Raw genomic sequence first — 25,274 nt, forward strand, 5'->3', positions numbered from 1 at the left:
CTGCTTCCCGCGCGGCCCGGCGCGGTCAGTCCCCGGCGGGGCGCCGGTCCCGCTTGGCGCGCAGGGCCGTCCAGAGTGCACGGAGGCGTTCGCGGAAGAAGTAGGCGGCGGCCATGGCGATGAGGACGAAGGGGATCGCGATCGGCAGGACCGTGGTGAAGCCGAGGACGACGATGAGGGCTTCGACGCCGATGAAGGAGATGACGCCCATGTAGCCGAGGACCGTGACCGTCTGGGCGCGGACGACGAGCGCGAGGACGGCGTTGCGGAGCCGGTTCACGGGGCCGCGCCGATCGGGGAGCGGACCGTCGGGGGCGGGCGCGTCGGTGCCCGTGCGGGCGGCCGGATCCGGTTCGGGTGTCGACATCACGGTCAAGGGTAGACGGTCTGGCGCGGCGCTCACGCGTTCCCGGCGCCCTCCTCGGCCGGGACGGCGAGCAGGTCGACCAGCTCGGCCCTGCCGTAGGTGCCGATCGAGTCGTGGAGCCGCAGGGCCCTGCTCCACTGGACGCGGGCCGCGGCCCGGTCGCCGCCCGCGGCGAGGGCGTTGCCGAGTCCGTGGCGGGCCCGTGCCTCCTCGTACGGGTCGGGGGACTCCTCGACCAGTTCGAGGGCCTCGCGGTGGAGGGTCTCGGCGGTCGTCGGGTCGCCCACCACCCCGTAGGTGAACCCGGTGTTGTTGAGTACTTCGAGGCGGAGTTCGACGCTCGGGGCGGCGGCGGTCGCGTCGAGGGCCTGCTGGGCCAGCTCGACCGCTTCGGTGTACCGCCCCTGCCGGGCGCGGGCGTAGGCGAGGCGGCTGCGGATGAACGCCTGGCCGAACTCGTCGCCGGACTCGGCCGTGGCTTCGAGGGCGCGGGCGAGGAGGTCGGCGGCGGCGTCGGGGTCGCGGTCGCGCAGGCGCAGGCGGGCGAGCCCGGCGAGGGCGGCGCCGAGGTTCTGCTTCCAGCCGCGGTCGGCGAAGGTCTTGATGGAGCGCTCGAATCCGGCCTCGGCGCTCTCGTTGTCGCCGATGAGCAGGTCGAGGTGGGCGAGGTCGTCGACGGCGTTCGCCTCGTTGTCGGCGTCGCCGAGTTCGCGGAAGCCGGCGGCGACCTCGGTCGCGCACTGCCGGGCCTCGGCGAGCCGCCAGCGCTGGCTGTGGCACCAGCCGAGCGAGGCGATCGCGAACAGTTCGGCGCGGCGGTCGCCGAGTTCGGCCGCGATGGCGCGGGCGGCGGTGAGGTGCCGTTCGGCGCGGTCGAGGTCGCCGAGGGCGCGCTGGGTGTTGCCGATCTGCTGGAGGACGGCGGCCTCGTGGGCGCGGTCGCCGAGGGTGCGGTCGGCGTCGAGGGCGGTCGTGAGGCCGTCGAGGGCTTCGGCGCGCAGGCCGCGGAGGTACTGGTAGCGCCAGAGGGCGGAGGCGAGGCGGCCGGCGTGCCAGGGGTGGCGGCCGGCGGCGTGGCGGATGAGTTCGGTGAGGGCGCCGTGGCGGGTGTCGAGCCAGGCGAGGGCGTCTTCGGGGCCGGTGAAGCCGGGGACGGGGAGGTCGGTGTCCGGGATGAGTTCGGGTTCCCTGGCGAACAGGGGCTCCCAGGTGGAGGCGGTGGCGGCCAGGTACCAGTCGTAGAGCCTGGTGAGGGCGGTGTCGGGGTCGGGGTGGGCGGCGGCGTGCTCGCGGGCGTAGGCGCGGACGAGGTCGTGGACGTTCCAGCGGCCGTCGGGGGTGGCCGTGGTGAGGTGGACGCCGGCGAGGCGGCGCAGGGCCGCCTCGGCGGGTGCGAGGGCGGTGCTGGTGAGTGCGGCGATGCCGGCGGCCTCGAATTCGGTGGCGGGGTGGAGGCCGATGGCGTCGAGGACGTCGCGGTCGGCTGGGGTGAGCTGGGCGCGGGTGAGGTCGAGGCAGGCGCGGAGGCCGGCGGCTTCGTCGCCGGGGAGGTCGAGGTGGTCGAGGGGCGCCTGGGCGATGCGGTCGCGGAGTTCGCCGAGGGGCCGGTCGGGGTCGGCGAGGGTCTGGCAGGCGGCGAGGCGCAGGGCGAGGGGGAGGTCGCCGCAGGCGGCGGCGAGGCCGCGGGCGGCTTCGGGGTCGGTGGCGACGCGGCCGCGGCCGATCATGGCGTCGAGGAGGTCCATGGACTCCTCGCGGGTGAGCGGGGCGAGGCGCAGGTGCGGGACGCCGTGGGTGGCGGTGAGCCCGAGGAGGTCGGCGCGGGCGGTGATGAGCGCGGTGGAGCCTCCGGTGCCGGGGAGGAGGTCGCGGAGCTGCTCGGGGCTGCGGGCGTTGTCGAGGATCACGAGGACGCGGCGGTGTCCGAGGAGGGAGCGGAACATGGCGGCGCGTTCGTCGCCGTCGGCGGGGATGTCGTCGGGGCCGGTGCCGAGGGCGGTGAGGAACCGGTGGAGGACGGGTGCGGGCGTGAGGGGGTCGGTGCCGGAGAAGCCGCGGAGGTCGACGTAGAGCTGGCCGTCGGGGTAGGTGTCGAGGGCCCGGTGGGCCCAGTGGAGGGCCAGGGCGGTCTTGCCGATGCCGGCGGGGCCGGCGAGGACGACGGCGCGGGGGGAGGCGGTCTGGAGGTGCTCGTCGATGAGGTGGAGTTCGCGTTCGCGGCCGGTGAAGGCGTGGGGTGCGGACGGGAGCTGGCGGGGGACCGGTCCGGTGTCGGCGGCGTCGGCGGCGCTGATGCGCGCGCACTGGGCGAGCCAGGTCTCGACGGCGGCTTCGTCGCCGCCGCAGGCGCGTACGAGTGCGGCCACGACTTCGGCGCGGGGGACGGTGTCGCGGTTGAGCACGGCGGCGAGGGTGCTGGTGGGGAGCCAGTCGCCGCGGTCGCGGGCGCGGCGGCTGACTTCGCGGATGCTCAGTCCGGAGGCCGCGCGCAGTTCTCGGAGGAGGGCGACGAGCTGCGGGGCCGAGCCGGCGGACGCAGGGTCGAGGCGGTCGAGGGGATGACGCACGTCACCGAGTCTACCGACGGCCGGCTCGGCGCGCGGACCCGTCCCGGACGATCCGGGACACGATATCCATTGCGCCCCAACATTCTCGGTGCGGTACTCGCCTCGCGGGAGCGCGTTCGCGCGGCGACCGCCGGCACGGGTCGTCAGCAGTGCCCGCCGCCGCGGACGGCCGCGGTCCAGGGGCGCGGCGAAGCGATGAGTTTCGGCGCGCGGCCTCGTCTCAACTGGTGCAATCGGCTGTAGACACCCGTTCGGAAGGACTCGACCAATGCAGAAGATCGTCACCAACATCTGGTACACCGACGGCGCCGCCCAGGAGGCCGCCGAGTTCTACGCCACGCTCTTCGAGGACGCGAAGATCACCGGGACCATCCCCTTCGTCGAGGACGCGCACGGCACGCCCGGCCAGGCGATGGTCGTCAACTTCGAGCTCGCCGGCCAGCAGTTCACCGGGATCAACGGCGACGACTCCGCCAAGCACGACCACGCCATGTCGCTGCTGGTCAACTGCGAGGACCAGGCCGAGGTCGACCGCCTGTGGGACGCGTTCCTGTCCAACGGCGGCAAGGAGATCCAGTGCGGCTGGATCGCCGACAAGTGGGGCGTCAACTGGCAGGTGTGGCCGTCGGAGGCCGACCGGTACCTCGGCGGGCCCGACAAGGAGGGCGCCGTGCGCGCCACCGAGGCCATGTACGGCATGAAGAAGATCGACCTCCAGGGCATCAAGGACGCCTACGAGGGGAGGTAGCGGGACCGTCCCGGTCCCCCGCGCGGGGGACCGGCCCCGCCCGGCCGAGGGAGGCGGCCCGCGGCGGCGCCCGGCACGCTGGACCGGTGAACGTCCGCTGGCACAATGGCCTCATGCGCCTCCTCGCCCCGCTCCGGTCCGGGGCCACCTACCGCGGCTGGGTGTGGCTCATCCTCGGCGGCGCCCTGATGATGCCGTTCATGCTCGTCGGGGCGATCGGCTACAACTGGTTCCATCCCGAATCGGGGTTCGGGGGCGCGCTCCACCCGCTGGTGTTCGTTTCGGTTATTCCGCTGGTGGCGGCCGTCTCGCTGCTGCTGCCCGACCGCGAGATCGAGCGCACGGCCGCCAGGCGGCTCCTGGGCGCCGAGTTCGCCTCGCCGGCCGACGACGGGACCTGGAACTCGCGGTGGCGCACCGGCTGCTGGTTCACCCTCCACGCCGTCCTCGGCGGCGCCCTCAGCGGCATCACGCTCGCGCTCGTGCCGTTCACGGTCTACCTGGTCGTCAACGGCGCGCTCGTGGTCCTCGGCCGCGGGCCGACCGGGATCTACACCGGTCCGATCGCCGACTGGGGCCTGCTCACCGGCCCGCTCTTCCTCGCCGCCCTCGTCTACCTCGTCGCCGCCGCGGGCGCCGGCATGAAGGTCCTCGCGCCGCACCTGCTCGGGCAGGGCGCGGCCGACCGGCTCGCCGCCTCCCGCGCCGAGACCGCCCGCCTGGCCGCGCGCAACCGGATCGCCCGCGAGCTGCACGACTCGGTCGGGCACGCCCTCTCGGTGGTCGTGGTCCAGTCCGAGGCCGCCTCCCGCCTCATCGACGCCGACCCGGCGTTCGCGGCCCGGGCCATGGCCGCCGTGGGCGAGACCGCGCGCGGCGCCCTGGCCGAACTCGACGCCGTCATCGGCGCGCTCCGCGAGGACCGCGACGGCTCCCGCGGCCCCCAGAAGGACCTCGCCGACCTCGATGCACTCGCGGCCGAATCGGGCGTCGACGTGGACCTGCGCGTCCGCGGCGACCGCGACGCCGTGGGCCGCCTGACCTCCCGCGAGACCTACCGGATCGTCCAGGAGGCGCTCACCAACGTCCTGCGCCACGCCGACGAGCCGCGCGCGGTCGTCGACCTCGACCTGGACGGCGGGGTGGCCGTGGCCGTGGCGAGTCCGGCCGCGCGCCGGCCCCGCCCGCGGCCGGGCGGGCGCGGCCTCATCGGCATGGCCGAGCGCGCCGCCGTCCTCGGCGGCACCGCTGAGACGCACTGGGCCGACGGGACCTGGACCGTCCGGATCGCACTGCCCGCCGCACCGCCCGCTCCGCCTTCGAAGGGAACCGCATGACCGCGCCGCTGCGCATCGCACTCGTCGACGACGAGGACCTCATCCGCTCCGGGTTCGCGGCGGTCATCGGCGCCGAACCCGACCTCGACGTCGTCGCCGAGGGCGCCGACGGGATCGACGCGCTCGCCATCGCCCGCTCCGGCAAGGCCGACGTCATGCTCATGGACGTGCGGATGCCGAAGGTCGACGGCATCGAGGCCACCGCGCGGATCACCGCCGAACTCGACCGGCCGCCGAAGATCCTCGTCGTCACCACCTTCGACAACGACGACTACGTGTGGCAGGCGCTGCGCGCCGGCGCGGACGGGTTCCTGCTCAAGCGCACCCGGCTCGAGGACCTCCTCGCGGCCGTGCGCCTCGTCGCCCGCACCGACGCGCTCCTGTTCCCCGAAGCCGTCCGCCGCCTCGCCGCCGCCGCACCGAAACGCAACGCCCCCAAGGGCATCGGCGATCTCAGCGACCGCGAGCGCGAAGTCCTCACCCTCGCCGCCCGGGGGCTGTCGAACGCCGAGATCGCCGCGGAGCTGTTCCTCGGCCGCGAGACCGTCAAGACCCACTTGAGCAGCGTCTACACCAAGCTCGGGGTCCGCGACCGGACCCAGGCCGTCATCGCCGCCTACGAAGGCGGCCTCGTCTAGCGCGCACGCCACGCCCGGGGCTTCCCGCCCCGGGTTTCTTCGTGCTATGGTTCATTAGTCAAGTAATGAACCTCTGAACCAATGAACCCGTACCCACCACGTTAGGAGGCGAGATGTTCGATGACGGCACGCCGATCTATCGGCAGATCGCCGACCAGATCAAGGCCGAGATCATGAACGGATCGCTCGAACCGGGAGGCAAGGTCATGTCGACCAACCAGTACGCCGCGTTCTACCAGATCAACCCGGCCACGGCGCAGAAGGCGTTCCGGGAGCTGGTCGACGAGGGCATCCTCTACAAGCAGCGCGGGGTCGGCATGTACGTCGCCGACGACGCCCGCGACCGGCTCGCCGCGGACTTCCGCGAGCGCTTCTTCGAGCGGGTCCTGGCCCCCCTGGTCCGCGAAGCCCGCCAGGCGGGCATCCCCCTGTCCGACATCATCGACTACCTCCGAGACCAGGAAGGCGCCCTCCGATGAGCTTCACCGTCAACCTCCGCAGCGTCACCCTCGAGTACGGCGCCGAGCCCGCCCTCGCGGACGTGGACCTCGACCTCGAGGCCGGCAAGATCTACGGCCTCCTCGGCCGCAACGGCGCCGGCAAGACCAGCCTCCTGAGCCTGCTCGCGGCCTTCCGCAAGCCGACCTCGGGCGAGGTCCTGGTCGGCGGCGAACCGGTGTGGGAGAACGCCCCGATCGTCTCCCGCGTCGCCCTCATCCGCGAAGGCGGCGACTTCGACGACACCGAGACCGTCAAGGGCACCATCGAGTCCGGCCAGATCCGCCCCTCGTTCGACACCGACTACGCCTTCGCGCTCGCCGACCGGTTCGAGGTGCCGCTCAAGAAGCGGGTCAACGCCCTCTCCCGCGGCAAGCGCTCGGTCCTGGCCGCCCTCTGCGGCCTCGCGGCCCGCGCCGAGCTCACCATGTTCGACGAGGTCCACCTCGGCATGGACGCCCCCACCCGGGACGCGTTCTACAAGGAGCTCCTCGCCGAGTACATGGACCGCCCGCACACGGTCATCCTCTCGACCCACCTCATCGACGAGGTCGCCAACTACCTCGAAGAGGTCGTCATCGTCGACAAGGGACGGATCCTGCGCCACGCCGACATCGAGACCTTCCAGGGCATGGGCGCCACCCTCACCGGCCCGGCCGCCGCCGTCGACGCCCTCGGCCTCGAGCCCCTCGCCGAGCAGCGCCTCGGCGGCACCAAGAGCATCACCGTCGCCGCCCTGGACGCCGCGGCCCGCGAGCGGGCGGCCGCCGCCGGCATCGAGGTCGGCCCCGTCGGCCTCCAGGACCTCTTCATCCACCTCACCGCCCCGCAGGACCGGAACGGAGCCTGACCATGCCCACCCTCGCCAACCTGCGCCTCCCGACCCGCCGGTACGCCCTCGGCGCCGGCATCACCGCGGAGGCCCTGAAGTACTTCAAGTACTGGATCGCCGCCGCGCTCGTCCTGGCGTTCGCGTTCCCCTTCGCCGTCTCCCAGTGGAACGACATCACGATCTCGGCCTGGTACTACGCGGCCAACGGCGGCAAGTGGTTCACCGCGTTCGTCGGCGGCGGGTTCCTGTTCGTCCTCGTGCCCAACATGGTCGCCACCGGCCTGACCCGGCGCGAACTCGCCGTCTCCATGGGGATCTTCGGCGTCCTGTGGTCGCTCGCGATCGGCGCGATCGCCTTCGCCGGGCTCCTCGCCGAGCGCGCCTACTACGGCGCCATGGGCTGGTCGCACGGCATCGACGCGAACGACGCGATCGCCCCGATCGGCTCCGCCGCCGAGACCGCCGCGTTCGGCGCCCACTACCCGCTGGTGTACCTCGTGTACTTCACCGCCGGCGCCCTCATCGGCGTCGCCTCCTACCGCTGGGAGGGCGCCGGCTGGCTCCTGCTCGTCCCGGTCCTCCCGGTGGTCTTCAGCCTCGACAACGCCCTCTACGACACCGAACCGGTCGGCCCCGGCTGGGCCGGGTTCCTCGGCGGCGCCATCGGCGACTGGGGCCGCGGCCTCATCGTCGCACTGCTCCTGGTCACCGTCGCCGGCCTGGCGGCGGCCGCCTACCGCATCCTCATCGACATCCCGTTGCGCGCGAAGAAGGCCTGACCATGTCCACCGCACTCGCCAAGCGCCGCTACCGGCTCGGCACCGGCCTCTTCCTCGGCTCCGCCCGCTGGCTCCGCTGGATCCTCATCGCCTGGATCGTCCTCACCCCGGTCCTCTCGGCGGTCTTCGCCGACGTCGTCGAGATCGGACTGTGGGCCATCACCGCCACCGTCTTCCAGTGGTTCGTCGCCTGCACCGCCGGCATCATGCTCTACCAGGGCCTGCCCGGCATGCTCGCCAACGGCGTCACCCGCCGCGAGGTCACCACCGCCTACCTCGTCTTCGGCGCCCTGGCCTCCGCCGGCACCGCCGCCGTCGTCACCGCCGGGTTCGCCGCCGAGCACGCCCTCCTCTCCGCGGTCGCCCAACCGGCCGGCTCCTGGAGCGCCGACCTCGCCGCCGGCGCCCGCTACCTGCTCATCACGCCGATCTACTTCTTCACCGGCGCCCTCATCGGCGCCGCGGCCCTCCGCTTCGGCGGCAGCCACTGGTTCAGCGCCCTCGTCCTCGTCGCGGCCGCCGGCCACTACGCCGGCGTCCTCGCCCTCGAATACGGCTTCTCCGGCGGGCCCGGCACGGTCGCCGCCTGGGCCGCCATCGGCCTCGCCGTCATCGCGATCCTGGTCGCCGGCACCGCCGCCGCCCTCCGCGACATCCCCGTCCGGGCGAACCGGGCCTGAGCCATGGGACTCCTCCTCGCCGACGTCCCGTTCCCGGTGCTCGTGATCGCCGCGTGCGTCGCGGCGGGCGTCGTCGCGGGCCTCCTGCTCACCACGGGGCCCGCGCCCGAGCCCGACGGCGAGCCGAGACGCACCACACCGCCCGCCGACCCCGCACACCGCACGCCGGACGAGTGGGACACTGGTGAACGGCCAGTACACGCTCCGGAAGGTCAGCACATTGTCGATCCAGCCCATCCGCATCTTCGGCGACCCGGTCCTGCGCACCGCGGCGGAGGAAGTCGACACCTTTGACAAGGAACTGCGGAACCTCGTGAAGGACCTCCTCGACACCATGCGCGACGAAGGCGGCGCCGGCCTCGCCGCCCCGCAGCTGGGCGTGAGCAAGCGCGTGTTCTCCTTCGACGTCGACGACGTCGTCGGCCACATCGTCAACCCGGTCCTCGAATTCCCCGACGAGGAGGAGCAGGACGGCCCCGAAGGCTGCCTGTCACTGCCGGGCCTGTACTTCGACACGGTCCGCCGCCAGAACGTCGTCGCCAAGGGCTTCAACGAGTACGGCGACCCGCTCCAGATCGTCGGCACCGGCCTCATGGCCCGCTGCCTCCAGCACGAGACCGACCACCTCGACGGCATCATCTTCATCGACCGCCTCGACTCGGAGCGCCGCAAGGCCGCGCTGGCCGAGATCCAGTCCCAGGACTGGTACAACGAAGAGGTCAAAGTCAAAGTCACCCCCCACGACTCCAAGGGTGTGTTCTTCAAGCGATGAGGATCGTCTTCGCCGGGACCCCGGAGGTCGCACTGCCGACCCTCGAGGCCCTCCACGCGTCCGCCCACGACGTCGCCGCCGTCCTGACCCGGCCCGACGCGCCCACCGGCCGCGGCCGCAGGCTCCACCGCTCGCCCGTCGCCGACTGGGCCGACGCGCACGGGATCGAGGTCCTCGCCCCGGCCAAGCCCCGCGAGCCCGAGTTCCTCGAGCGGCTGCGCGAACTCGACGCCGACCTCGTCCCCGTCGTCGCCTACGGCGCGCTCGTCCCGCCCGCCGCCCTCGCGATCCCGCGGCTCGGCTGGATCAACCTCCACTTCTCCCTCCTGCCGGCCTGGCGCGGCGCCGCCCCCGTCCAGCACGCCGTCCTCAACGGCGACGAGATGACCGGCGCATGCGTCTTCCAGCTCGAAGAGGGCCTCGACACCGGCCCGGTCTACGGCCGCCTCACCGAACCCATCGGCCCCGGCGACACCGCCGGGGACCTCCTCGACCGCCTCGCCCGCGCCGGCGCCCGCCTCACCGTCGACGTCGTGGACGCCCTCGAAGCCGGCGCGCTCGTCGCCGAACCGCAGCCCGAGGACGGCGTCTCCTACGCCCCCAAGATCACCGTCGACGACGCGCGCGTCCGCTGGGGCGACCCGGCCTTCGCCGTCGACCGCCGCATCCGCGCCGTCACCCCCGCCCCCGGCGCCTGGACCGACCTCGGCGGTCAGCGCCTGCGGCTGGGCCCCGTCACGCCCGATCCCGACGGGCCCGCCCTCGAACCAGGGGAAGTCGCCATCGCCAAGCACCACGTCCACGTCGGCACCGCCACCGAGCCCGTCCGGCTCGGGCAGGTCCAGCCCGCCGGGAAGAAGCCCATGGACGCCGCCGCCTGGGGCCGCGGCCTCCAGACGACCCCGAGGTTCGCATGAGCGACAACCGGTCCCGCGGACGCCGCCGCCACGACGAGGCCCCGCGCCCGACGGTGAACCCCCGCCGCATCGCCTTCGACGCGATCCGCGCCGTCACCGCCGACAACGCCTACGCCAACATCGTGCTGCCGCGCATGATCAACGAGACCGGCCACACCGGCCGCGACGCCGGGCTCATCACCGAGCTCACCTACGGCACCCTCCGCAGCCTCGGCACCCTCGAAGCGATCCTCGCCGCCGCCTCCGGCCGGGACGTGCGCCAGCTCCAGCAGGACCTCGTCGACGCGCTCTGCCTCGGCGCCTACCAGCTGCTGTACATGCGCATCCCCGCGCACGCGGCGGTCGCCACCACCGTCAGCCTCGTCAAGGCCGCCGTCAGCCCGCGCGTGTCCGGGCTCGCCAACGCGGTCCTTCGCAAGGTCGCCGCCAAGGACCTCGACCAGTGGAGCGAGGCGCTCGCGACCGGCGACCGCCTCCACGACCTGTCCCTGCGCCACGCCCACCCCGAGTGGATCGCCCGCGAGTTCGAGGCGGTGCTCGGCCCCGACGAACTCGCCCCCGCGCTCGCCGCCGACAACGTCGCGCCCCCGGTCCACCTGTGCGCCAAGCCCGGCCGCATCACCAAGGGCGACCTGTCCCGCGAGACCCGCGGCGGCGTCCACGGGCGGTTCTCGCCGTACGCGGTGTACCTGCCCGGCGGCGACCCCGGCCGGCTCAAGTCCGTGGCGACCGGCCTCGCCCACGTCCAGGACGAGGGCAGCCAGCTCGTCGCCGTCGCGCTCGCCGAAGCGCCCCTGGAGGGCCCCGACGCCGCATGGGTCGACCTGTGCGCCGGGCCCGGCGGCAAGACCGGGCTCCTGGGGGCGCTGGCCGCGCAGCGCGGCGCGCACCTCGACGCGGTCGAGATCCAGCCGCACCGGGCCGAACTGGTCGCCAAGGCCGCCAAAGGGCTGCCGGCCACCGTCCACACCGGCGACGGCCGTCTCTTCGGCGAGCCGAATTCGGCCGACCGGGTGCTGGTGGACGCCCCGTGCTCGGGACTGGGCGCGCTGCGGCGCCGCCCGGAGGCGCGCTGGCGCAAGCAGCGGTCGGACCTGGACGCGCTGGTGCCGCTCCAGCGGGAGCTGCTCGCGGCGGGACTCCGCTTGGCGCGCAAGGGCGGTCTGGTCGCGTACGTGACGTGCTCGCCGCTGCTGGACGAGACCACGGAGGCGGTCGAGTCGGTGCTCAAGGCCGGGGGAGCGGAGCTCGTGCGGCCGGAGTGGCTGATCGACCGGGTGCCCGATTCGGTGCGCGGCGAGAGCGCCGCGGGCGCGTACGCGCAGCTGTGGCCGCACCGGCACGGCACCGACGCGATGTTCCTGGCGCTGCTGCGCAAAACCGGCAAACGGTAACATCCCAGCTCGGCCGCGGTCGGCCGCCGCTGTCGCTTTTCATCGGGTGGGGTCGCTAAAGTCTGATGTTTGGGACCGCTACCATACATTGACATAAGTGAATGTTCTCCGGGCTACCGGCACCTAGACCCCAAGGAGCACCAGATGAACCGACGACAGCGCCTCGCAGGCGTGGTCGCGGCAGTGGTCACCGCAGCGGCGGCCGCGCTGAGCGCGGGCCTCCTCCTCAGTCCCAACGCGGGCGCACAGGACGTCTCCGCCCAGGCGCAAGCACTGTGGACCAACCCGAACACGCAGGCGGCCCGCTGGGTCGCCCAGAACCCGGGCGACTCCCGCGCGAACATGATCCGCGACCGGATCGCCGAGACCCCCGCGGGCACCTGGTTCACCACCTACAACCCCTCGACGATCCAGAGCGAGGTCGCAGCGGTCGCCGCCGCGGCGGCCGCCGACGGCGCCGCGCCGATCATGGTCGTCTACAACATCCCCAACCGCGACTGCGGCGGGCACTCCGGCGGCGGCGCCCCCGACCACCAGTCCTACCGCCAGTGGGTCGACCGCTTCGCCGCGGGCCTGAACGGACCCGCCTACATCGTCCTCGAACCCGACACGCTCCCGCACGACTGCGCCGACCAGAACCAGCGGCAGCAGATCAACCAGTCGCTGACCCACGCGGTCCAGTCCATCAAGAACGCCGAGCCCCAGGCCAAGGTCTACATCGACATCGGCCACTCGAACTGGCTCGCCCCCGCCACGGCCGCCCAGCGGCTCCAGGCCGCCGGCCTCCAGTACGCGGACGGCTTCGCGCTCAACACCTCCAACTACCGCACCACCGCCGAGTCCACCGCCTACGCCAACCAGATCCAGAACATCGTCGGCTCCGGCAAGAAGGCCGTCATCGACACCAGCCGCAACGGCAACGGACCCGCCGGGGAGCAGTGGTGCGACCCGACCGGGCGCGCCATCGGGAACTTCCCGACCACCGCGACCGGCGCCAACGGCATCGACGCCTACCTGTGGGTCAAGCTCCCCGGCGAGGCCGACGGCTGCGCCGGCGCCGCCGGCCAGTTCATCCCCGACCTGGCCTACCAGCTCGCCAACAACGCCGGCTCCGGCTGGCCCGGCACCGTCGAGCCGACCGACCCGGTCACCTCCGACGGCCCGACCTCGGACGACCCGACCACCGGCGGCCCCGGCGGCGACTGCACCGTCCACATCGAACCCGTCTCGACGTGGAACAGCGGCTGGCAGGGCAAGGTCTCGATCACCGCCGACGAAGCGATCAACGGCTGGACCGTCTCGTGGACCTGGCCCGGCTCCCAGTCGATCCAGTCGAGCTGGAACACGCAGCTCACGACCTCGGGCAGCACCGTCACCGCCAAGGACGTCGGCTGGAACGCCGCCGTCGCCGCGGGCCAGACGAAGGAGCTGTTCGGCTTCGTCGCCTCCGGTCCGGCGGCCGACTTCGACGTCCCCTGCTGAGCCTCAGGTCCTGAAAAACTGACCTGAGCCACAGAAGGCACCAGGTGTCCGGCCTGCGTCGCGGTTTCGCGACCTACACTGTCCGTGTGGCACAGTTCCAAGCGGCGCAGGCCGACACCGTCATCGCCCCGAGCCTCCTGGCGGCGGACTTCGCCCGCCTCGCCGAGGCGGCCGACGCGGTCGAAGGCGCCGTGGACTGGCTCCACGTCGACGTGATGGACAACCACTTCGTCCCCAACCTCACCCTCGGCCCCCCGATCGTCAAGTCCCTCAAGGCCGCCACGGACATCCCGCTCGACTGCCACCTCATGATCGAGCGGCCCGACCGGTGGGCCGTCGGCTACGCCGAACTCGGCGCCTACAACGTCACCTTCCACGCCGAGGCCGCCGACGACCCCGTCGCCCTCGCCAAGGACTTGCGCGCTGCAGGCGCGAAAGCCGGCCTCGCCGTCGACCGCGACACCCCCGTCGAGGACTACCTCGACCTTCTCCCCGAGTTCGACACGCTCCTGATCATGACGATCAAGGCCGGATTCGGCGGCCAGGAGTTCATCCCCGCCATGCTCGACAAGGTCCGCACCGCCCGCAGGCGCGCCGACTCCGGCCACCTCGAACTGCGCATCGAAGTCGACGGCGGCATCGCCGAGGACACCATCGCGGCCGCCGCCGAAGCCGGAGCCGACGCCTTCGTCGCCGGCACCGCGGTCTACGGCGCCGCCGACCCAGCCGATGCGGCCAGGCGCCTGCGCGCCCGCGCCGACGCGGCGCGAACACCCCGATGAGCGCCCCATGGCCCCCACCCCTGACCTGGTCCTCATCGCCGACGCCGACCCCGAGATCGCGGAATTCCTCGCCGCGAGACTGAGGGCCGACGGCTTCGACACCGCGCTCGCCCGCGACGGCTACCAGGCCCTCGCCGGCATCGCCCTGCGCCGCCCCGGCATCGTCCTCCTCGAAGCCGTCCTGCCGTTCATCGACGGCCTCGCCCTCACCCGGCAGCTCCGCGCCGACCCGGCCACCGCGAGCCTGCCGATCATCCTCCTCGGCGCCCAGCCCTCCTCGGCCGACAAGATCGCCGGGCTCAAGGCCGGCGCCGACGACTACATCGCCAAGCCCTTCGACCCCGCCGAGGTCTCCGCCCGCATCGGCTCCGCGATCCGCCGCCACCGCGAGGTCCGCGAGTCCTCCCCGCTCACCGGCATGCCCGGCAACGACCGCATCCTCCGCGAACTCCAGTCCTGGATCAAGCGCGGCGACCCGTTCGCCCTCTGCTACATCGACATCGACCAGTTCAAAGCGGTCAACGACGTCTACGGGTTCGTCCGCGGCGACGAGTTCATCAAGGGCCTCGCCGAATGCGTCTACTCCGCCGCCGGCGACGCCGGCGCAGCCCCGGTCTTCCTCGGCCACGTCGGCGGCGACGACTTCACCATCCTGTGCGTCCCCGAACACGTCGAAGCCGTCACCGGGTTCCTCAACGACCACTTCGCGCGCCGCGTCCGCCAGCTCTGCGACCCCGCCGACGTCGAACGCGGCTACATCGAGCACGCCGACCGCACCTCCCGGCGCATGACCCGCTCCCGCCTGCCCACCCTCTCCATCGGCGTCGCCCTCTCCACCCAGCGGCGCTTCTCCGACGCCTACGAGGCCGTCGCCGAGGCCACCGCCCTCAAGAGCGTCGCCAAATCCCACACCGGCAACTACGTCGCCTACCCCGAGGGCCGGACCCCCGGCCGCACCGGCCGCCGCCCCGTGTTCTGGACGAACGAGCACTGAACCGCCCCGCCGCCAGTAGGGTGCGTCACAGTACGGACCGCCGCGGAATACCGGCGTGGCACAATTCCTTGTAGCAAACGCGCGTCAGCGGGGTCGGTGAAATTCCGAGCCGGCGGTGAGCGGCCAAGGCCGCAAGTCCGCGACCCGTCCGCAACCAGCGGACGGTTGACCTGGTGAGAATCCAGGACCGACGGTCAAAGTCCGGATGGGAGCAGACGCAACGCGGGCCGCCTTCGACGGCGCCTGCGCGCATTTCTCTTGCCCCCGCCTGCGCGTGAACTGACAACCGCAGCAGGTAGGGGGTTCCACCCGTGTTCACCGGAATCGTCGAAGAACTCGGCGAAGTCGTCAAGGCCGACGAGGCGTTCCTCGCCATCCGCGGCCCGCTCGTCACCACGGACGCCGCACTCGGCGACTCGATCAGCGTCAACGGCGTGTGCCTCACCGTGACCCTCGTCGAAGGCGACGTCTTCCACGCCGACGTCATGGAGGAGACCTACCGCCGCACCGCCATCGGCGACCTCCGCGAAGGCGACCGGGTCAACCTCGAACGCGCCGCCACCCTCACCACCCGCCTCGGCGGGCACCTCGTGCAGGGCCACGTCGACGGCGTCGCCCGCCTCGTCAAGCGCACCCCGGCCGCCGAATGGGAGGAAGTCACCTTCCGCCTGCCCCCCGGCCTCGCCAAGTACGTCGTCGAGAAGGGGTCCATCACCGTCGACGGCACCTCCCTCACCGTCGCGGCCATCGACGGCGACGAGTTCACCGTCGGCCTCATCCCCACCACCCTGGAAGCGACCACCCTGGGCCGCAAACAGGCCGGCGACCCGGTCCACATCGAGACCGACGTCGTCGCCAAGCACGTCGAGAAGCTGCTGCAGAGCACCGGGAGCGCGTTGTGAACGACATCCGCCTGGACACCGTGGAAGACGCGATCAAGGCCATCGCCGCAGGGCGGGCCGTGATCGTCGCCGACGACGCCGACCGCGAGAACGAAGGCGACATCGTCTTCGCCGCCGAGGACGCCACCACCGAACTGCTCGCGTTCACGATCCGCCACACCGGCGGATACATCTGCGTCGCCATGCCCGAGGACACCGCCGACCGGCTCGACCTGCCCCCGGCCTACCACGTCAACCAGGACTACAAGGGCACCGCGTTCGCCGTCACCGTCGACGCCCGCAAGGGCGTCACCACCGGCATCTCCGCGGCCGACCGCGCCCAGACCATCCGCGTCCTCGGCGACCCCGCGACCCTGGCGACCGACCTGAACCGGCCCGGACACGTCGTCCCCCTGCGCGCCAAGGACGGCGGCGTGCTCGTCCGCCGCGGCCACACCGAGGCCGCCGTGGACCTCACCCGTCTCGCCGGCAAGCAGCCGATCGGCGCGATCTCCGAGATGATGAACGACGACGGCTCCATGATGCGCGGCCCCGAACTCCGCGACTTCGCCGACGAACACGGCCTGCCGTTCATCACCGTCGCCCAGCTCGCCGAATGGCGCCAGCGCAACGAAGTCCACGTCAAGCGCCTCGCCGAGGCCCGCCTCCCGCTCGAGGCGGGGGAGTTCACCGCGATCGGCTACCGCGCCGTCTTCGACGGCAACGAGCACGTCGCGCTCGTCAAGGGCGACATCGGCGACGGCGAGGACGTCCTCGTCCGCGTCCACTCCGAGTGCCTCACCGGCGACGCCTTCGGCTCGCTGCGCTGCGACTGCGGGCCCCAGCTCCAGGCCGCCCTGCGCGCCGTCGAGGCCGAAGGCCGCGGCGTCGTCCTCTACATGCGCGGCCACGAGGGCCGCGGCATCGGCCTGGTCCACAAGCTCCAGGCCTACCAGCTCCAGGACCAGGGCCGCGACACCGTCGACGCGAACCTCGAACTCGGCCTGCCCGCCGACGCCCGCGACTGGGGCATCGGCGCGCAGATCCTCGCCGACCTCGGCATCACCTCGATGCGGCTGCTGACCAACAACCCGGACAAGCGCGCCGGGATCGAAGGCCACGGCCTCAAGGTCGTCGAGCGCGTGGCACTGCCGACCTACGCCACGCCCGACAACATCGCCTACCTCACCACCAAGCGCGACCGCATGGGGCACCTCCTCGCGGACCTGCCCCGGCTCGCGCCCGTCAACGCACTCGGAGCCGCATAGCCATGTCCGGACAAGGAGCACCCGAACCCAAGGTCCCCGACGCCACCGGGCTCACCCTCGGCATCGTCGCCACCGACTGGAACGCCGCCGTCGTCGGCCAGCTCCTCAAGCGCGCCCTCGAGGCCGCCGAGGACGCCAAGGCCGCCGAGGTCAAGGTCCTGCACGTCGCCGGGGCCGTCGAACTCCCGGTCGCCGCCCAGGCGCTCGCCCGCCGATACGACGCCGTGGTCGCCCTCGGCACCGTCATCCGCGGCGGCACCGCCCACTTCGACTACGTCTGCAAGTCCGTCACCGAAGGGCTCACCCGGGTCGCACTCGACGAGTCGACCCCGGTCGCCCACGGCGTCCTCACGGTCGACGACCAGGAGCAGGCCCTCGCCCGCGCCGGGTTCCCCGACTCGACCGAGGACAAGGGCTACGAGGCCGTCGTCGCCGCCCTCGGCGCCGCGCTGGCGATCCGCTCGCTGGACTGAATGCCGACCGAAGCCGCGCCCGCGTCTGCGGGCGCGGCTTCGCCGTACGCGTGACCGGTGGACCGGATGACGACCGCTCCGACCCGCCGGGCGGCCTAGCTGTAGTGCCGGAAGTCCGGCCACATCAGGTCCCATGCGCGGACCGGGCCCCGGCAGACGGCGACGACCGCGCCCTGCTCCTCGTTGTCGACCCCCACGCGGTTGTCCAGTTCGGCGGCGCGGTCGCACGTGTCGAAGTACGCGCCGACCGCGCCGAGTTCGAGCCCGACCGCGATCACCGTGTCGGTCCCGGCGGGCGGCGGGCCGTACTCGTGGAGGGCGTTGTGGCCGCTGTAGACCGGCGGCAGGTCCTCGCCGTACCGCTCGAGCGCGCCGGCCTCGCCGTAGTTCTGGGTGATGATCACCGCGTTCGCCCGGGTCTCGGGCGGCAGCGCGGCGACCACGGCCTCGACCTGGTCGGTGTACGCCTGCCAGCCGACCTGGTCGGGCACCGAGTTGTTCATGTCCGGGATCGGCGTGTCGCCGACGGCCGCGACGGGGATCAGCGGCAGGGCGACGACCGCGGAGACCGCGGCGTTGAGCGCGACCGCGCCGACCAGCCAGGCGCGGCGGCCCCGGCCGCGGGCCCAGGCCGCCACCGGGACGCACCCGATCGCGTAGAACGCGATCACCAGGCCCATCGGGTAGTAGAACTGGCCGCCGGTCACGAGCACGGCCGCCAGCAGCACCGGGTAGGCGATCGCGAGCGCGCGGATCGGCCGCCACTCGGCGCGCCTGACGAGCGCCCAGACGCCCGCGAACCAGACCGGCACGAGGAACAGCCCGACCAGCAGGAACTGGAAGGGCAGCAGCAGGATCCGGTTCTCGGCACCGTCCTCCTCAGCGATCGCCGAGGCCATCTCCAGCTGCGGCCAGTCGTTCACGGCCTGGTAGACCAGGTTCGGCGACCCGACGGCGAGCGCGATCGCGACGCCCGCCCACAGCCACTTCGAGGCGAGCGCCCGCCTGGGGCCCGCGGCGAGCAGTCCGACCGCGAGGCTCAGGAGCAGCAGCACGACCAGGTGCTTGTTGTAGAGCCCGATCCCGGTCGCGGCGCCGACCGCGAGCCACCACCGGGGGTCGCGCATCAGGGCCCGGATCGCGAACAGCAGCACCGCCACCCACACCACGAGGTCCACTGTGGCCGTCGAAAGGGTGTGCCCGAAGGCGAGGGCGACGCCGGCGAACGCCAGGCCCCAGGCGCACAGCGCCTGGGCGGCCCTGCCGCCGCCGAGTTCGCGGGTGATGAGCACCGCGAGCCACAGCACGCCGATCATGCACAGGACCGACGGCAGCCGCAGGGCCCACAGGCCGTCCCCGAACAGCGCGATCGAGGCCTGCCCGAGCAGCGGGGTGAGCGGCGGCTGGTCGACGTAGCCCCAGGCGGGGTCGAGCATGCGGAAGTACAGCTCGTCGCGGTGGTAGTCGTACCTGCCGTTGGTGAGGGCGAGCGCGGCGGCGAGCGCGAGGCTCGCCAGTGCGGGGTGGAGTCGGTGGAGAGGACGCATGGATCGGCGGCCTTTCGAGGGTGAGGGGGCCCGGCCCTGAGCGTACCGCTCCGGGTCCCCACTCGTCCCTCCGGCATCACATCGACGGCCGCGTGGAAGCCGGGCGCGTCCGCCGCGATGAATCGGCGGCGCCGGCGTCGTCTCAACGGGCACCAACGAACCCGAGGAGACGACATGGCCGACCCGCAGGATCTCGACTACACCTTCACCGCGCCGATCGAGAAGGACGGGTCCTTCCCGACCTACCTCACCGTGCCCGGCTCCGCCGAGCTGCTCGGCACCCGCAAGGCCGTGAAGGTCACCGGGACGATGGACGGCCACGAGTTCGCCGCGACCCTGATGCCCTCGGGCTCGGGCCCGCACTGGCTGCCGGTCCGGGCCGCCCTCGTGAAGGCCCTGGGCAAGGGCGCCGCCGGCGAAGCGGTGACCGTCCATCTGTCCCGGCGGCTGACCTAAGCCGCGTCGAGCCGCGCGAAGTAGGCGTCCACCAGGGGTCTGCCGATCCCGGTCATCCACTGCTCGAAGGTCAGCAGGCCCGGGTGGATCCGCCGCAGCGCCTCGATGTCGACCTCGATGCGGTGCCGGTTGAGCATGCCGATGGTCTTCGCGGTCGTCGGGTCGCCGGCCAGCGCCTGCGCGGCGTCGATGCCCACGAACGGCACCTCGCGCCCGGTGACGCGCGCGATGAGGGCCGCTTTCTCGACCTGGGTGAGGTCGTCTCCGGCGAGCTCGTACGCCTTGCCTGCGTGCGCCTCGGGGTCGGCGAAGGCGATCGCCGCGAAGGCCGCGATGTCGGCGGCGGCGATCTGCGGCTCGTACGTGTCGGCGTGCAGGAGCGAGACCAGCGCGCCGTCCTGGAGCTCCCTGGGGGAGTCGAACGTGTTCTCCATGAACGCGGAGGGCCGCAGGAACGTGTACGGGACGCCGCCCGCCTCGATCGCGCGCTCGGCTGCGGACTTGCGCTGCAGCATGTCCATGTGCGGTTCGAGCGGCCCGCCGACGCCGATCACCGAGGAGTGGACGAGGTGCGCGGCCCCAGCGGCCTTCGCCGCCGCCGCCAGGTTCGCGGCCGAGCGCTCCTCGTGTCCGAGGTCGTGCCCGTACGGCCCTCCCTCGTACGAGCCCGCGTGGACGCTGAAGACGCCCCAGACGCCCTCGGCCGCCCGGTCGAGCGATGCCCGGTCGTCGAGGTCGCCGGCCACGACTTCGGCCCCGGCCTCCTTGAGCGCCTTGGTCTTCGCGCTGGACGCGTCGCGGGTCAGCGCCCGGACCCGCCAGCCGTCGGCGAGGAGCCGGGCCGCGACGGCCCCGCCCTGACGGCCGGTCGCGCCGGTCACGAGAATGGTCCTGTCCGTGGGGGCCATGAGCGGTCCTTTCCGTTCCTTCGGCCGCCGACTAGTATCGGAGTCGGCGACCCGGTTGTTGAAACGGAACACTACACCCGTTTAACAGCGGGCGCGAGAGGGGGCACGTTGGAGACGACTGCGGAGGACGCGGCCAGGGGCACCGCGAAGCGGGCCGAACGCGCTGACGCCCAGCGCAACCGGCTCAAGGTGCTGGAGACGGCCGACCGCCTCTTCGGCGAGCGCGGCACCGCGGTCTCCCTGGGGGAGATCGCCGCCGCGGCCGGCGTCGGCGCCGGCACCGTCTACCGCCACTTCCCGACCAAGGACGCGCTGCTCGCGACGATCCTGGACCACCGCCTGTCCCAGATCGGCGAGTTCGGCGAGCGGGCCCTGCGCGAGCCCGACCCCGAGGCGGCCTTCTTCGGGTACCTGCGGTTCATCACCGGCCGGGCCCTGGAGAACCGGGCCATCTGCGAGGCCCTCGCCGCCCGCGGCGACTGGATCGAACCCGAGAAGGCGGGCGGGAAGTGCGTCATCGACGCGCCCCTCGGCGTGCTCCTGCGCCGCGCCCAGCGGGCCGGGGCCGTACGCGCCGACCTGGACGCGAGCGATGTCCGGGCCCTCATGTCCGGGTGCACCGGCATCGTCCGGTCCACCACCTCGAAGGACCAGGCCCGCCGGCTCGCCGAGATCGTGTGGGACGGGCTCCGCGCGGAACGGAACCCCGGACTTCGTAACGAAACGCGACCCGAGCGCGAGGCTCGTAACGAAATATCCGTAACGGAACGCGCCTGCCCGGTGTGCGGCGGACCGATCGCGCCGACCGCCACCGGCCGCCCCGCCAAGTACTGCTCCCCGGCCTGCCGCCAGAAGGCGTTCCGCGACAAGCGGAAGGCCGCCTGACCGGCGCCCGGCGCCGCCCCTCGGAACCGCTGCGCCTTGCGCCGAGGGCGCTGCCGCGCAGGCCGCCGCCGCATCCTGCCGCCGGAGCCGCCCCGAACTATTGCTTGACCGGTAAACGCTCGCCTAGGATCGACACGGCTTACCGTCGACCCCTTCGGAGGAGACCGCCTTGACCCGTCGATTCACCGCCCATGAGCTGCGCCCGGTCACCGTCCTCGACGGCGTCTGGGACTTCGCCTTCCTCGGCGACGTCGAGCCCGACGACGTGGCGGCCGCCGACCTCGCCTTCGACGACCTCATGGCCGTCCCCGGCTGCTGGGACGCCACCCCCGCATACGCCGGCCGCCGCGGCCTGGCCGCCTACCGCACCCGCGTGCGCACCGGCGCCGGCCGCCGGCGCCTGGTCTTCGACGGCGTCCAGCACTGGTGCCGGGTCCTGTGGAACGGCCGCCCGATCCGCGACCACGCGGGCGGCTTCACGCGCTTCTGGGCCGAGACCGACGCCGACGCCGGCGAAGCCGAGATCACGGTCCTGGTCGACAACCGCTTCGGCGAGCGCTCCCCGCTCCACATGGAGCACTTCGACTGGTACCACTTCGGCGGCATCAGCCGCAGCGTCGAACTCCACGCGCTCGGCCCGGTCCGCGTCGACGGCCTCAAGATCGACACCGCCTCGGTCGCCGAGCGGCGCATCGAGGTCCGGATCGACTACACCGCCGACACGCCCGGCCCCTCCCGCCTGGCAATCGATTGCGACGGGCGGACCGTGCTCACCGAGGACGTCGACCTCGACGCCGCCGGCTCGATCACCCGCACCCTCGAGATCCCCTGGGCCGCACCATGGTCGCCGGCCGACCCGAACCTGTCGGTCCTCGCCGTCGCCCTCGGCGGCGACGACCTGCGCGAGCGCTTCGGCCTGCGCGAGATCGCGACCGCCGGCGGCCGCATCACCGTCAACGGCGAACCGGTCCGGCTCCTGGGCGTCAACCGGCACGAGCTCCACCCGCAGTTCGGCCACGCCCAGCCCGCGCCGCTGCTCGTGGCCGACGTCCAACAGCTGCGCGACCTCGGCGCGAACTTCGTGCGCGGCAGCCACTACCCGCTCGACCCGCTGTTCCTGGATCTGTGCGACGAGGCCGGGATCCTGGTGTGGTGCGAGTCGATCGGCTGGCAGTACCCGGTCGAGCACCTCACCGACCCGGCGTTCGTCGAGGCCCAGCTCGCGCACATCGGCGAGATGGTCGCCGCCGCGCAGAACCACCCCTCGATCCTGCTGTGGGGCATCCTCAACGAGTGCCCGAGCTGGTCCGAGGCCGGATACCCGGTCTACGAGCGGCTCCTGGGCCGCCTGCGCGAGCTCGACCCGACCCGGCCGGTCACGTACGCGAGCATCAACGCCCACGACGACAAGTGCTTCGACCTGGTCGACGTCGTCAGCGCGAACACCTACCCCGGCTGGTACTTCGGCGACGTGCCGGGGATCCCGGCCGAACTCGACCGCATCGCCGCCCACGTCGACGCCCTCGGGCACGGCGACAAGCCGCTGATCGTCTCCGAGATCGGCGCCGGCGCGGTGCCCGGCTGGAACGACGCCAACGGATCACTGTGGACCGAGGACTACCAGGCCGAGCTGCTCGCCGCCGTCGTCGACCACGTCCTCGAGGGCCAGGACCGCATCTCCGGCCTGGCCATCTGGGTCCTCGGCGACTTCAAGACCACCGAGCTGCGCCGCATGGCCCTCACCCGCCCCCGCGGCGTCAACGACAAGGGCCTCGTCGACGAGTACCGCCGCCCCAAGCAGGCGTACAAGGCCGTCCGCGAGCGGTTCCGGAGCGCCGGCCGCGCCGATTGAGGCGCAAGCGGAGAGGGCCTCCCGCCCCAAGCCGGGAGGCCCTCTCCGGCCCGCTAGAAGTTCAGCGAGTAGCTGTTGACGCGGAAGTCGCGCCCGCCCGAGGACGAGGTGATCTCCCAGCCGAGCTGGATCTGGTCGATCCGCACGTTCGGCATCCGCCCGGTGTTGACCAGCCACTGGCAGATCGCGGTGATGTTCACCGACCCGCTGGTGAACTGGCTCTCCGCCAGGAAGCTGTAGACCGGGTTGGACCCGTTGCTGCCCTGGTGGTAGCGCCAGTTGCGGCCGCCGAGGTTGACCGTGGTCTGGTGGCCGCCGATCGGCCCGACCGGGCCGTACCACTGGGTCCAGATCATGATCTCGTGGGCGTGGCCGTTGCCCCACACGTCGTAGGCGGTGTTGTAGGCCAGGCCGGAGCCGCTGGTCGGCACCGTGACGTTGAGGTTGCTCGTCACGTTCCCCATGTTGGAGACCTGGCGCCCGAGCGTGCGCGACACGTTCGGGTAGGACTTGATGCCGCCGGTGTTCGGGTGGTTCGCCCACACGCCCCAGTTGCTGTACGAGTTCGCCCAGATCGACTGCGGCCCGTACCCGGAGCCCCAGATGTTGTTGTAGAGCGTGTAACCGCCGTTCTGCCAGGTCGCCCAGCGGTCCGAAGAGGACCAGGCGGCGGCCTGTGCCGGGGATTGGAGGGCGCCGACGGCGCCCGCGGTGGCCACGGGGGCGGCCAGCGCGGCGGTGAGGAGCGATCTGCGTCGCATGGCGGAACGCCTTTCTCATGAGTGGAGGTCCAGTCGTCGCCATTCATTCGCGAATGTCGATACTTTAATTAGATCATGCGACCCAATTAATGTCCAGGCCCGAAACGTGCGATTTCGTCCCGCCGTGATTCGCGTCCCACCCGTCCCGCCCAGCGGTCGCCGCGCCGCGTCGGCAGCGGTCCCGCCGGGTCCGGCGCGTAGAATTCGCGGACGTGAAGACCTTCGAGCAGCTCTACGCCGAACTCGCCGAGAAAGCAGTCACCCGACCCGAGGGCTCCGGCACCGTCGCCGCCCTCGACGCCGGCGTCCATGCCATCGGCAAGAAGATCGTCGAAGAGGCGGCCGAGGTCTGGATGGCCGCCGAGTACGAGTCGGACGAAGCCGCGGCCGAGGAGATCTCCCAGCTCCTCTACCACCTGCAGGTGATGATGGTCGCCCGCGGCATCAGCGTCGAAGACGTCTACCGGTACCTCTAGAAAGGCCCATCCGCATGCTCCGCATCGCCGTGCCCAACAAGGGCGCGCTCTCACAGGGCGCCACCGACATGCTGACCGAGGCCGGCTACCGGCAGCGCCGGTCCAGCCGCGACCTCCAGTCCGTGGACGCCGACAACGGCGTCGAATTCTTCTACCTGCGCCCCGGCGACATCGCCACCTACGTCGCCTCCGGCGACCTCGACCTCGGCATCACCGGCCGCGACCTCGCCGTGAACTCCGGCGCCGAGGTCGAAGAGGTCCTCGCGCTCGGCTTCGGCCGATCCACCTTCCGCTACGCCGGCCGTCCCGGCGAGATCGACTCCGTCGCCGGCCTCGACGGCAAGCGCATCGCGACCTCCTACCCGGGCGTGGTCCAGCGCGACCTCGACGCGCACGGCGTCAAGACCGCCATCGTCGAACTCGCCGGCGCGGTGGAGAACGCGATCGCCCTCGGCGTCGCCGACGCGATCGCCGACGTCGTCGAGACCGGCACGACCCTCAAGCAGGCCGGACTCGCCGTCTTCGGCGACCCGATCATGCACTCCGAGGCCGTCCTGGTCCGCAAGACCGGCAACGGCGACAGCGCGACCGAAGCCGGGCAGGCCACCGAACGAGCGGTGGAGCAGCTCCTGCGGCGCCTCCGCGGCGTCCTGGTCGCCCGCTCCTACGTCATGCTCGCCTACGACGTGCGCGCCGAACTCCTCGAAGCCGCCGTCGAGCTGACCCCGGGCATCGAGTCCCCGACGATCTCGCCGCTGCATCGGGAAGGGTGGGTCGCCGTCCAGTCGATGACCGAGCGCGCCGACCTGCACCGCGTCATGGACGCCCTCTACGAGCTGGGCGCCCGCGGCATCCTCGCCTCCAACATCGACGCCTGCCGCCTCTGAGGCGCGGCCGAGCGGGCGGCCGTCATCCGGCGCGTTCGCCCGCTCGCCGCACCTGGTCCCGGTCCGAGTCCCCGGCGACGCCCGCGCAATCGC

At 72.5% G+C, this 25,274-nt stretch carries 26 protein-coding genes and 1 riboswitch; of the genes, 21 read left to right on the top strand and 5 right to left on the bottom strand.

All coding sequences use genetic code 11. The features are described 5' to 3' along the window. Nucleotides 1-25: 25 nt before the first annotated feature. Nucleotides 26-367 (bottom strand): hypothetical protein, encoded by a 342-nt coding sequence (locus GFD30_RS11065; protein ID WP_153025269.1) that lies wholly within the window; start codon nt 365-367, stop codon nt 26-28. 32 nt (nt 368-399) lie between these two features. Then, nucleotides 400-2,934, bottom strand: coding sequence for an ATP-binding protein (locus GFD30_RS11070; RefSeq protein WP_194201926.1), 2,535 nt, complete (start codon nt 2,932-2,934; stop codon nt 400-402). A 268-nt stretch (nt 2,935-3,202) separates the two neighbouring features. Between GFD30_RS11070 and GFD30_RS11075 the strand changes: the two genes are divergently transcribed. From GFD30_RS11075 to ribH, 16 genes are all read left to right on the top strand, one after another. Next, nucleotides 3,203-3,682 (top strand): VOC family protein, encoded by a 480-nt coding sequence (locus GFD30_RS11075; RefSeq protein ID WP_153025271.1) that lies wholly within the window; start codon nt 3,203-3,205, stop codon nt 3,680-3,682. An 86-nt stretch (nt 3,683-3,768) separates the two neighbouring features. After that, nucleotides 3,769-5,019 (top strand): sensor histidine kinase, encoded by a 1,251-nt coding sequence (locus tag GFD30_RS27910; protein WP_153025272.1) that lies wholly within the window; start codon nt 3,769-3,771, stop codon nt 5,017-5,019. Continuing rightward, complete coding sequence (locus tag GFD30_RS11085; protein ID WP_153025273.1) at nt 5,016-5,657, top strand: response regulator; 642 nt, start codon at nt 5,016-5,018, stop codon at nt 5,655-5,657. Before GFD30_RS27910 ends, GFD30_RS11085 begins: the two co-directional genes overlap by 4 nt. Before the next feature lie 113 nt (nt 5,658-5,770). Next, nucleotides 5,771-6,136 carry a GntR family transcriptional regulator gene (locus GFD30_RS11090; protein WP_153025274.1) on the top strand — a complete coding sequence of 122 codons (366 nt, stop codon included), beginning with the start codon at nt 5,771-5,773 and terminating at the stop codon, nt 6,134-6,136. Beyond that, on the top strand, nt 6,133-7,005 hold the full coding sequence (locus GFD30_RS11095) for an ATP-binding cassette domain-containing protein (protein ID WP_153025275.1): 873 nt from the start codon (nt 6,133-6,135) through the stop codon (nt 7,003-7,005). The genes GFD30_RS11090 and GFD30_RS11095 overlap by 4 nt, the downstream gene beginning before the upstream one ends. 2 nt (nt 7,006-7,007) lie before the next feature. Then, on the top strand, nt 7,008-7,766 hold the full coding sequence (locus tag GFD30_RS11100; protein ID WP_153025276.1) for a hypothetical protein: 759 nt from the start codon (nt 7,008-7,010) through the stop codon (nt 7,764-7,766). Nucleotides 7,767-7,768: 2 nt separating this feature from the next. After that, nucleotides 7,769-8,446, top strand: coding sequence for a hypothetical protein (locus tag GFD30_RS11105; RefSeq protein ID WP_153025277.1), 678 nt, complete (start codon nt 7,769-7,771; stop codon nt 8,444-8,446). Between the two features lie 220 nt (nt 8,447-8,666). Continuing rightward, a complete protein-coding gene (def, locus tag GFD30_RS11110) occupies nt 8,667-9,218 on the top strand; it encodes a peptide deformylase (protein ID WP_153025278.1) in 552 nt (183 codons plus the stop codon). Then, on the top strand, nt 9,215-10,135 hold the full coding sequence (gene fmt, locus GFD30_RS11115) for a methionyl-tRNA formyltransferase (protein WP_153025279.1): 921 nt from the start codon (nt 9,215-9,217) through the stop codon (nt 10,133-10,135). Before def ends, fmt begins: the two co-directional genes overlap by 4 nt. After that, a complete protein-coding gene (locus GFD30_RS11120; protein ID WP_153025280.1) occupies nt 10,132-11,529 on the top strand; it encodes an RsmB/NOP family class I SAM-dependent RNA methyltransferase in 1,398 nt (465 codons plus the stop codon). Before fmt ends, GFD30_RS11120 begins: the two co-directional genes overlap by 4 nt. 144 nt (nt 11,530-11,673) lie before the next feature. Beyond that, nucleotides 11,674-13,011: a glycoside hydrolase family 6 protein gene (locus tag GFD30_RS11125; RefSeq protein WP_153025281.1), complete on the top strand. Its 1,338-nt coding sequence runs from the start codon at nt 11,674-11,676 to the stop codon at nt 13,009-13,011. A gap of 86 nt (nt 13,012-13,097) precedes the next feature. Continuing rightward, nucleotides 13,098-13,793 carry a ribulose-phosphate 3-epimerase gene (rpe, locus tag GFD30_RS11130; RefSeq protein ID WP_322633159.1) on the top strand — a complete coding sequence of 232 codons (696 nt, stop codon included), beginning with the start codon at nt 13,098-13,100 and terminating at the stop codon, nt 13,791-13,793. Between the two features lie 7 nt (nt 13,794-13,800). Beyond that, nucleotides 13,801-14,787, top strand: coding sequence for a GGDEF domain-containing response regulator (locus tag GFD30_RS11135; protein WP_153025282.1), 987 nt, complete (start codon nt 13,801-13,803; stop codon nt 14,785-14,787). A gap of 79 nt (nt 14,788-14,866) precedes the next feature. Continuing rightward, nucleotides 14,867-15,008, top strand: a riboswitch (FMN riboswitch). Nucleotides 15,009-15,098: 90 nt separating this feature from the next. Then, entirely contained in the window at nt 15,099-15,689 is a 591-nt protein-coding gene (locus GFD30_RS11140) for a riboflavin synthase (RefSeq protein ID WP_194201927.1), read from the top strand. A 5-nt stretch (nt 15,690-15,694) separates the two neighbouring features. Then, the gene (locus GFD30_RS11145) at nt 15,695-16,936 is read left to right on the top strand and encodes a bifunctional 3,4-dihydroxy-2-butanone-4-phosphate synthase/GTP cyclohydrolase II (RefSeq protein ID WP_407649020.1); all 1,242 of its coding nucleotides are present in this window, start codon (nt 15,695-15,697) and stop codon (nt 16,934-16,936) included. Nucleotides 16,937-16,938: 2 nt separating this feature from the next. Next, entirely contained in the window at nt 16,939-17,409 is a 471-nt protein-coding gene (ribH, locus tag GFD30_RS11150) for a 6,7-dimethyl-8-ribityllumazine synthase (protein ID WP_153025283.1), read from the top strand. Nucleotides 17,410-17,504: 95 nt separating this feature from the next. On the opposite strand, the gene GFD30_RS11155 is transcribed toward ribH, so the two are convergent. Continuing rightward, entirely contained in the window at nt 17,505-18,956 is a 1,452-nt protein-coding gene (locus GFD30_RS11155) for a glycosyltransferase family 39 protein (RefSeq protein WP_153025284.1), read from the bottom strand. A gap of 174 nt (nt 18,957-19,130) precedes the next feature. Here GFD30_RS11155 and GFD30_RS11160 point away from each other — a divergent pair, with 174 nt between their 5' ends. Next, nucleotides 19,131-19,412: a DUF1905 domain-containing protein gene (locus tag GFD30_RS11160; protein WP_153025285.1), complete on the top strand. Its 282-nt coding sequence runs from the start codon at nt 19,131-19,133 to the stop codon at nt 19,410-19,412. Here the strand turns inward: GFD30_RS11160 and GFD30_RS11165 are convergent. Next, the gene (locus tag GFD30_RS11165) at nt 19,409-20,320 is read right to left on the bottom strand and encodes an NmrA family NAD(P)-binding protein (RefSeq protein WP_153025286.1); all 912 of its coding nucleotides are present in this window, start codon (nt 20,318-20,320) and stop codon (nt 19,409-19,411) included. The genes GFD30_RS11160 and GFD30_RS11165 overlap by 4 nt on opposite strands. A 108-nt stretch (nt 20,321-20,428) precedes the next feature. Between GFD30_RS11165 and GFD30_RS11170 the strand changes: the two genes are divergently transcribed. Continuing rightward, a complete protein-coding gene (locus tag GFD30_RS11170; RefSeq protein ID WP_194201928.1) occupies nt 20,429-21,205 on the top strand; it encodes a TetR/AcrR family transcriptional regulator in 777 nt (258 codons plus the stop codon). 169 nt (nt 21,206-21,374) lie between these two features. Further along, nucleotides 21,375-23,057 (top strand): glycoside hydrolase family 2 TIM barrel-domain containing protein, encoded by a 1,683-nt coding sequence (locus GFD30_RS11175; protein WP_153025288.1) that lies wholly within the window; start codon nt 21,375-21,377, stop codon nt 23,055-23,057. 53 nt (nt 23,058-23,110) lie between these two features. Here the strand turns inward: GFD30_RS11175 and GFD30_RS11180 are convergent, their stop codons facing one another. Further along, nucleotides 23,111-23,818 carry a GH12 family glycosyl hydrolase domain-containing protein gene (locus tag GFD30_RS11180; RefSeq protein ID WP_153025289.1) on the bottom strand — a complete coding sequence of 236 codons (708 nt, stop codon included), beginning with the start codon at nt 23,816-23,818 and terminating at the stop codon, nt 23,111-23,113. Between the two features lie 212 nt (nt 23,819-24,030). Between GFD30_RS11180 and GFD30_RS11185 the strand changes: the two genes are divergently transcribed. Further along, nucleotides 24,031-24,294, top strand: coding sequence for a phosphoribosyl-ATP diphosphatase (locus GFD30_RS11185; RefSeq protein ID WP_322633160.1), 264 nt, complete (start codon nt 24,031-24,033; stop codon nt 24,292-24,294). Nucleotides 24,295-24,308: 14 nt separating this feature from the next. After that, nucleotides 24,309-25,181 carry an ATP phosphoribosyltransferase gene (gene hisG / locus GFD30_RS11190; protein WP_153025290.1) on the top strand — a complete coding sequence of 291 codons (873 nt, stop codon included), beginning with the start codon at nt 24,309-24,311 and terminating at the stop codon, nt 25,179-25,181. The last annotated feature ends 93 nt before the right edge of the window (nt 25,182-25,274 follow it).

It is taken from the genome of Glycomyces albidus (genome assembly GCF_009451885.1).
Classification (GTDB): domain Bacteria; phylum Actinomycetota; class Actinomycetes; order Mycobacteriales; family Micromonosporaceae; genus Glycomyces; species Glycomyces albidus.

Coding starts and splice junctions, on each gene's coding strand:
- GFD30_RS11085 (WP_153025273.1), top strand. CDS start 5,016: ATGACCGCGCCGCTGCGCATCGCACTCGTCGACGACGAGGACCTCATC.
- GFD30_RS11100 (WP_153025276.1), top strand. CDS start 7,008: ATGCCCACCCTCGCCAACCTGCGCCTCCCGACCCGCCGGTACGCCCTC.
- GFD30_RS11165 (WP_153025286.1), bottom strand. CDS start 20,320: ATGGCCCCCACGGACAGGACCATTCTCGTGACCGGCGCGACCGGCCGT.
- GFD30_RS11090 (WP_153025274.1), top strand. CDS start 5,771: ATGTTCGATGACGGCACGCCGATCTATCGGCAGATCGCCGACCAGATC.
- GFD30_RS11125 (WP_153025281.1), top strand. CDS start 11,674: ATGAACCGACGACAGCGCCTCGCAGGCGTGGTCGCGGCAGTGGTCACC.
- GFD30_RS11065 (WP_153025269.1), bottom strand. CDS start 367: ATGTCGACACCCGAACCGGATCCGGCCGCCCGCACGGGCACCGACGCG.
- GFD30_RS11075 (WP_153025271.1), top strand. CDS start 3,203: ATGCAGAAGATCGTCACCAACATCTGGTACACCGACGGCGCCGCCCAG.
- GFD30_RS11160 (WP_153025285.1), top strand. CDS start 19,131: ATGGCCGACCCGCAGGATCTCGACTACACCTTCACCGCGCCGATCGAG.
- GFD30_RS11120 (WP_153025280.1), top strand. CDS start 10,132: ATGAGCGACAACCGGTCCCGCGGACGCCGCCGCCACGACGAGGCCCCG.
- hisG (WP_153025290.1), top strand. CDS start 24,309: ATGCTCCGCATCGCCGTGCCCAACAAGGGCGCGCTCTCACAGGGCGCC.
- GFD30_RS11135 (WP_153025282.1), top strand. CDS start 13,801: ATGGCCCCCACCCCTGACCTGGTCCTCATCGCCGACGCCGACCCCGAG.
- fmt (WP_153025279.1), top strand. CDS start 9,215: ATGAGGATCGTCTTCGCCGGGACCCCGGAGGTCGCACTGCCGACCCTC.
- GFD30_RS11095 (WP_153025275.1), top strand. CDS start 6,133: ATGAGCTTCACCGTCAACCTCCGCAGCGTCACCCTCGAGTACGGCGCC.
- GFD30_RS11155 (WP_153025284.1), bottom strand. CDS start 18,956: ATGCGTCCTCTCCACCGACTCCACCCCGCACTGGCGAGCCTCGCGCTC.
- ribH (WP_153025283.1), top strand. CDS start 16,939: ATGTCCGGACAAGGAGCACCCGAACCCAAGGTCCCCGACGCCACCGGG.
- GFD30_RS11180 (WP_153025289.1), bottom strand. CDS start 23,818: ATGCGACGCAGATCGCTCCTCACCGCCGCGCTGGCCGCCCCCGTGGCC.
- GFD30_RS11105 (WP_153025277.1), top strand. CDS start 7,769: ATGTCCACCGCACTCGCCAAGCGCCGCTACCGGCTCGGCACCGGCCTC.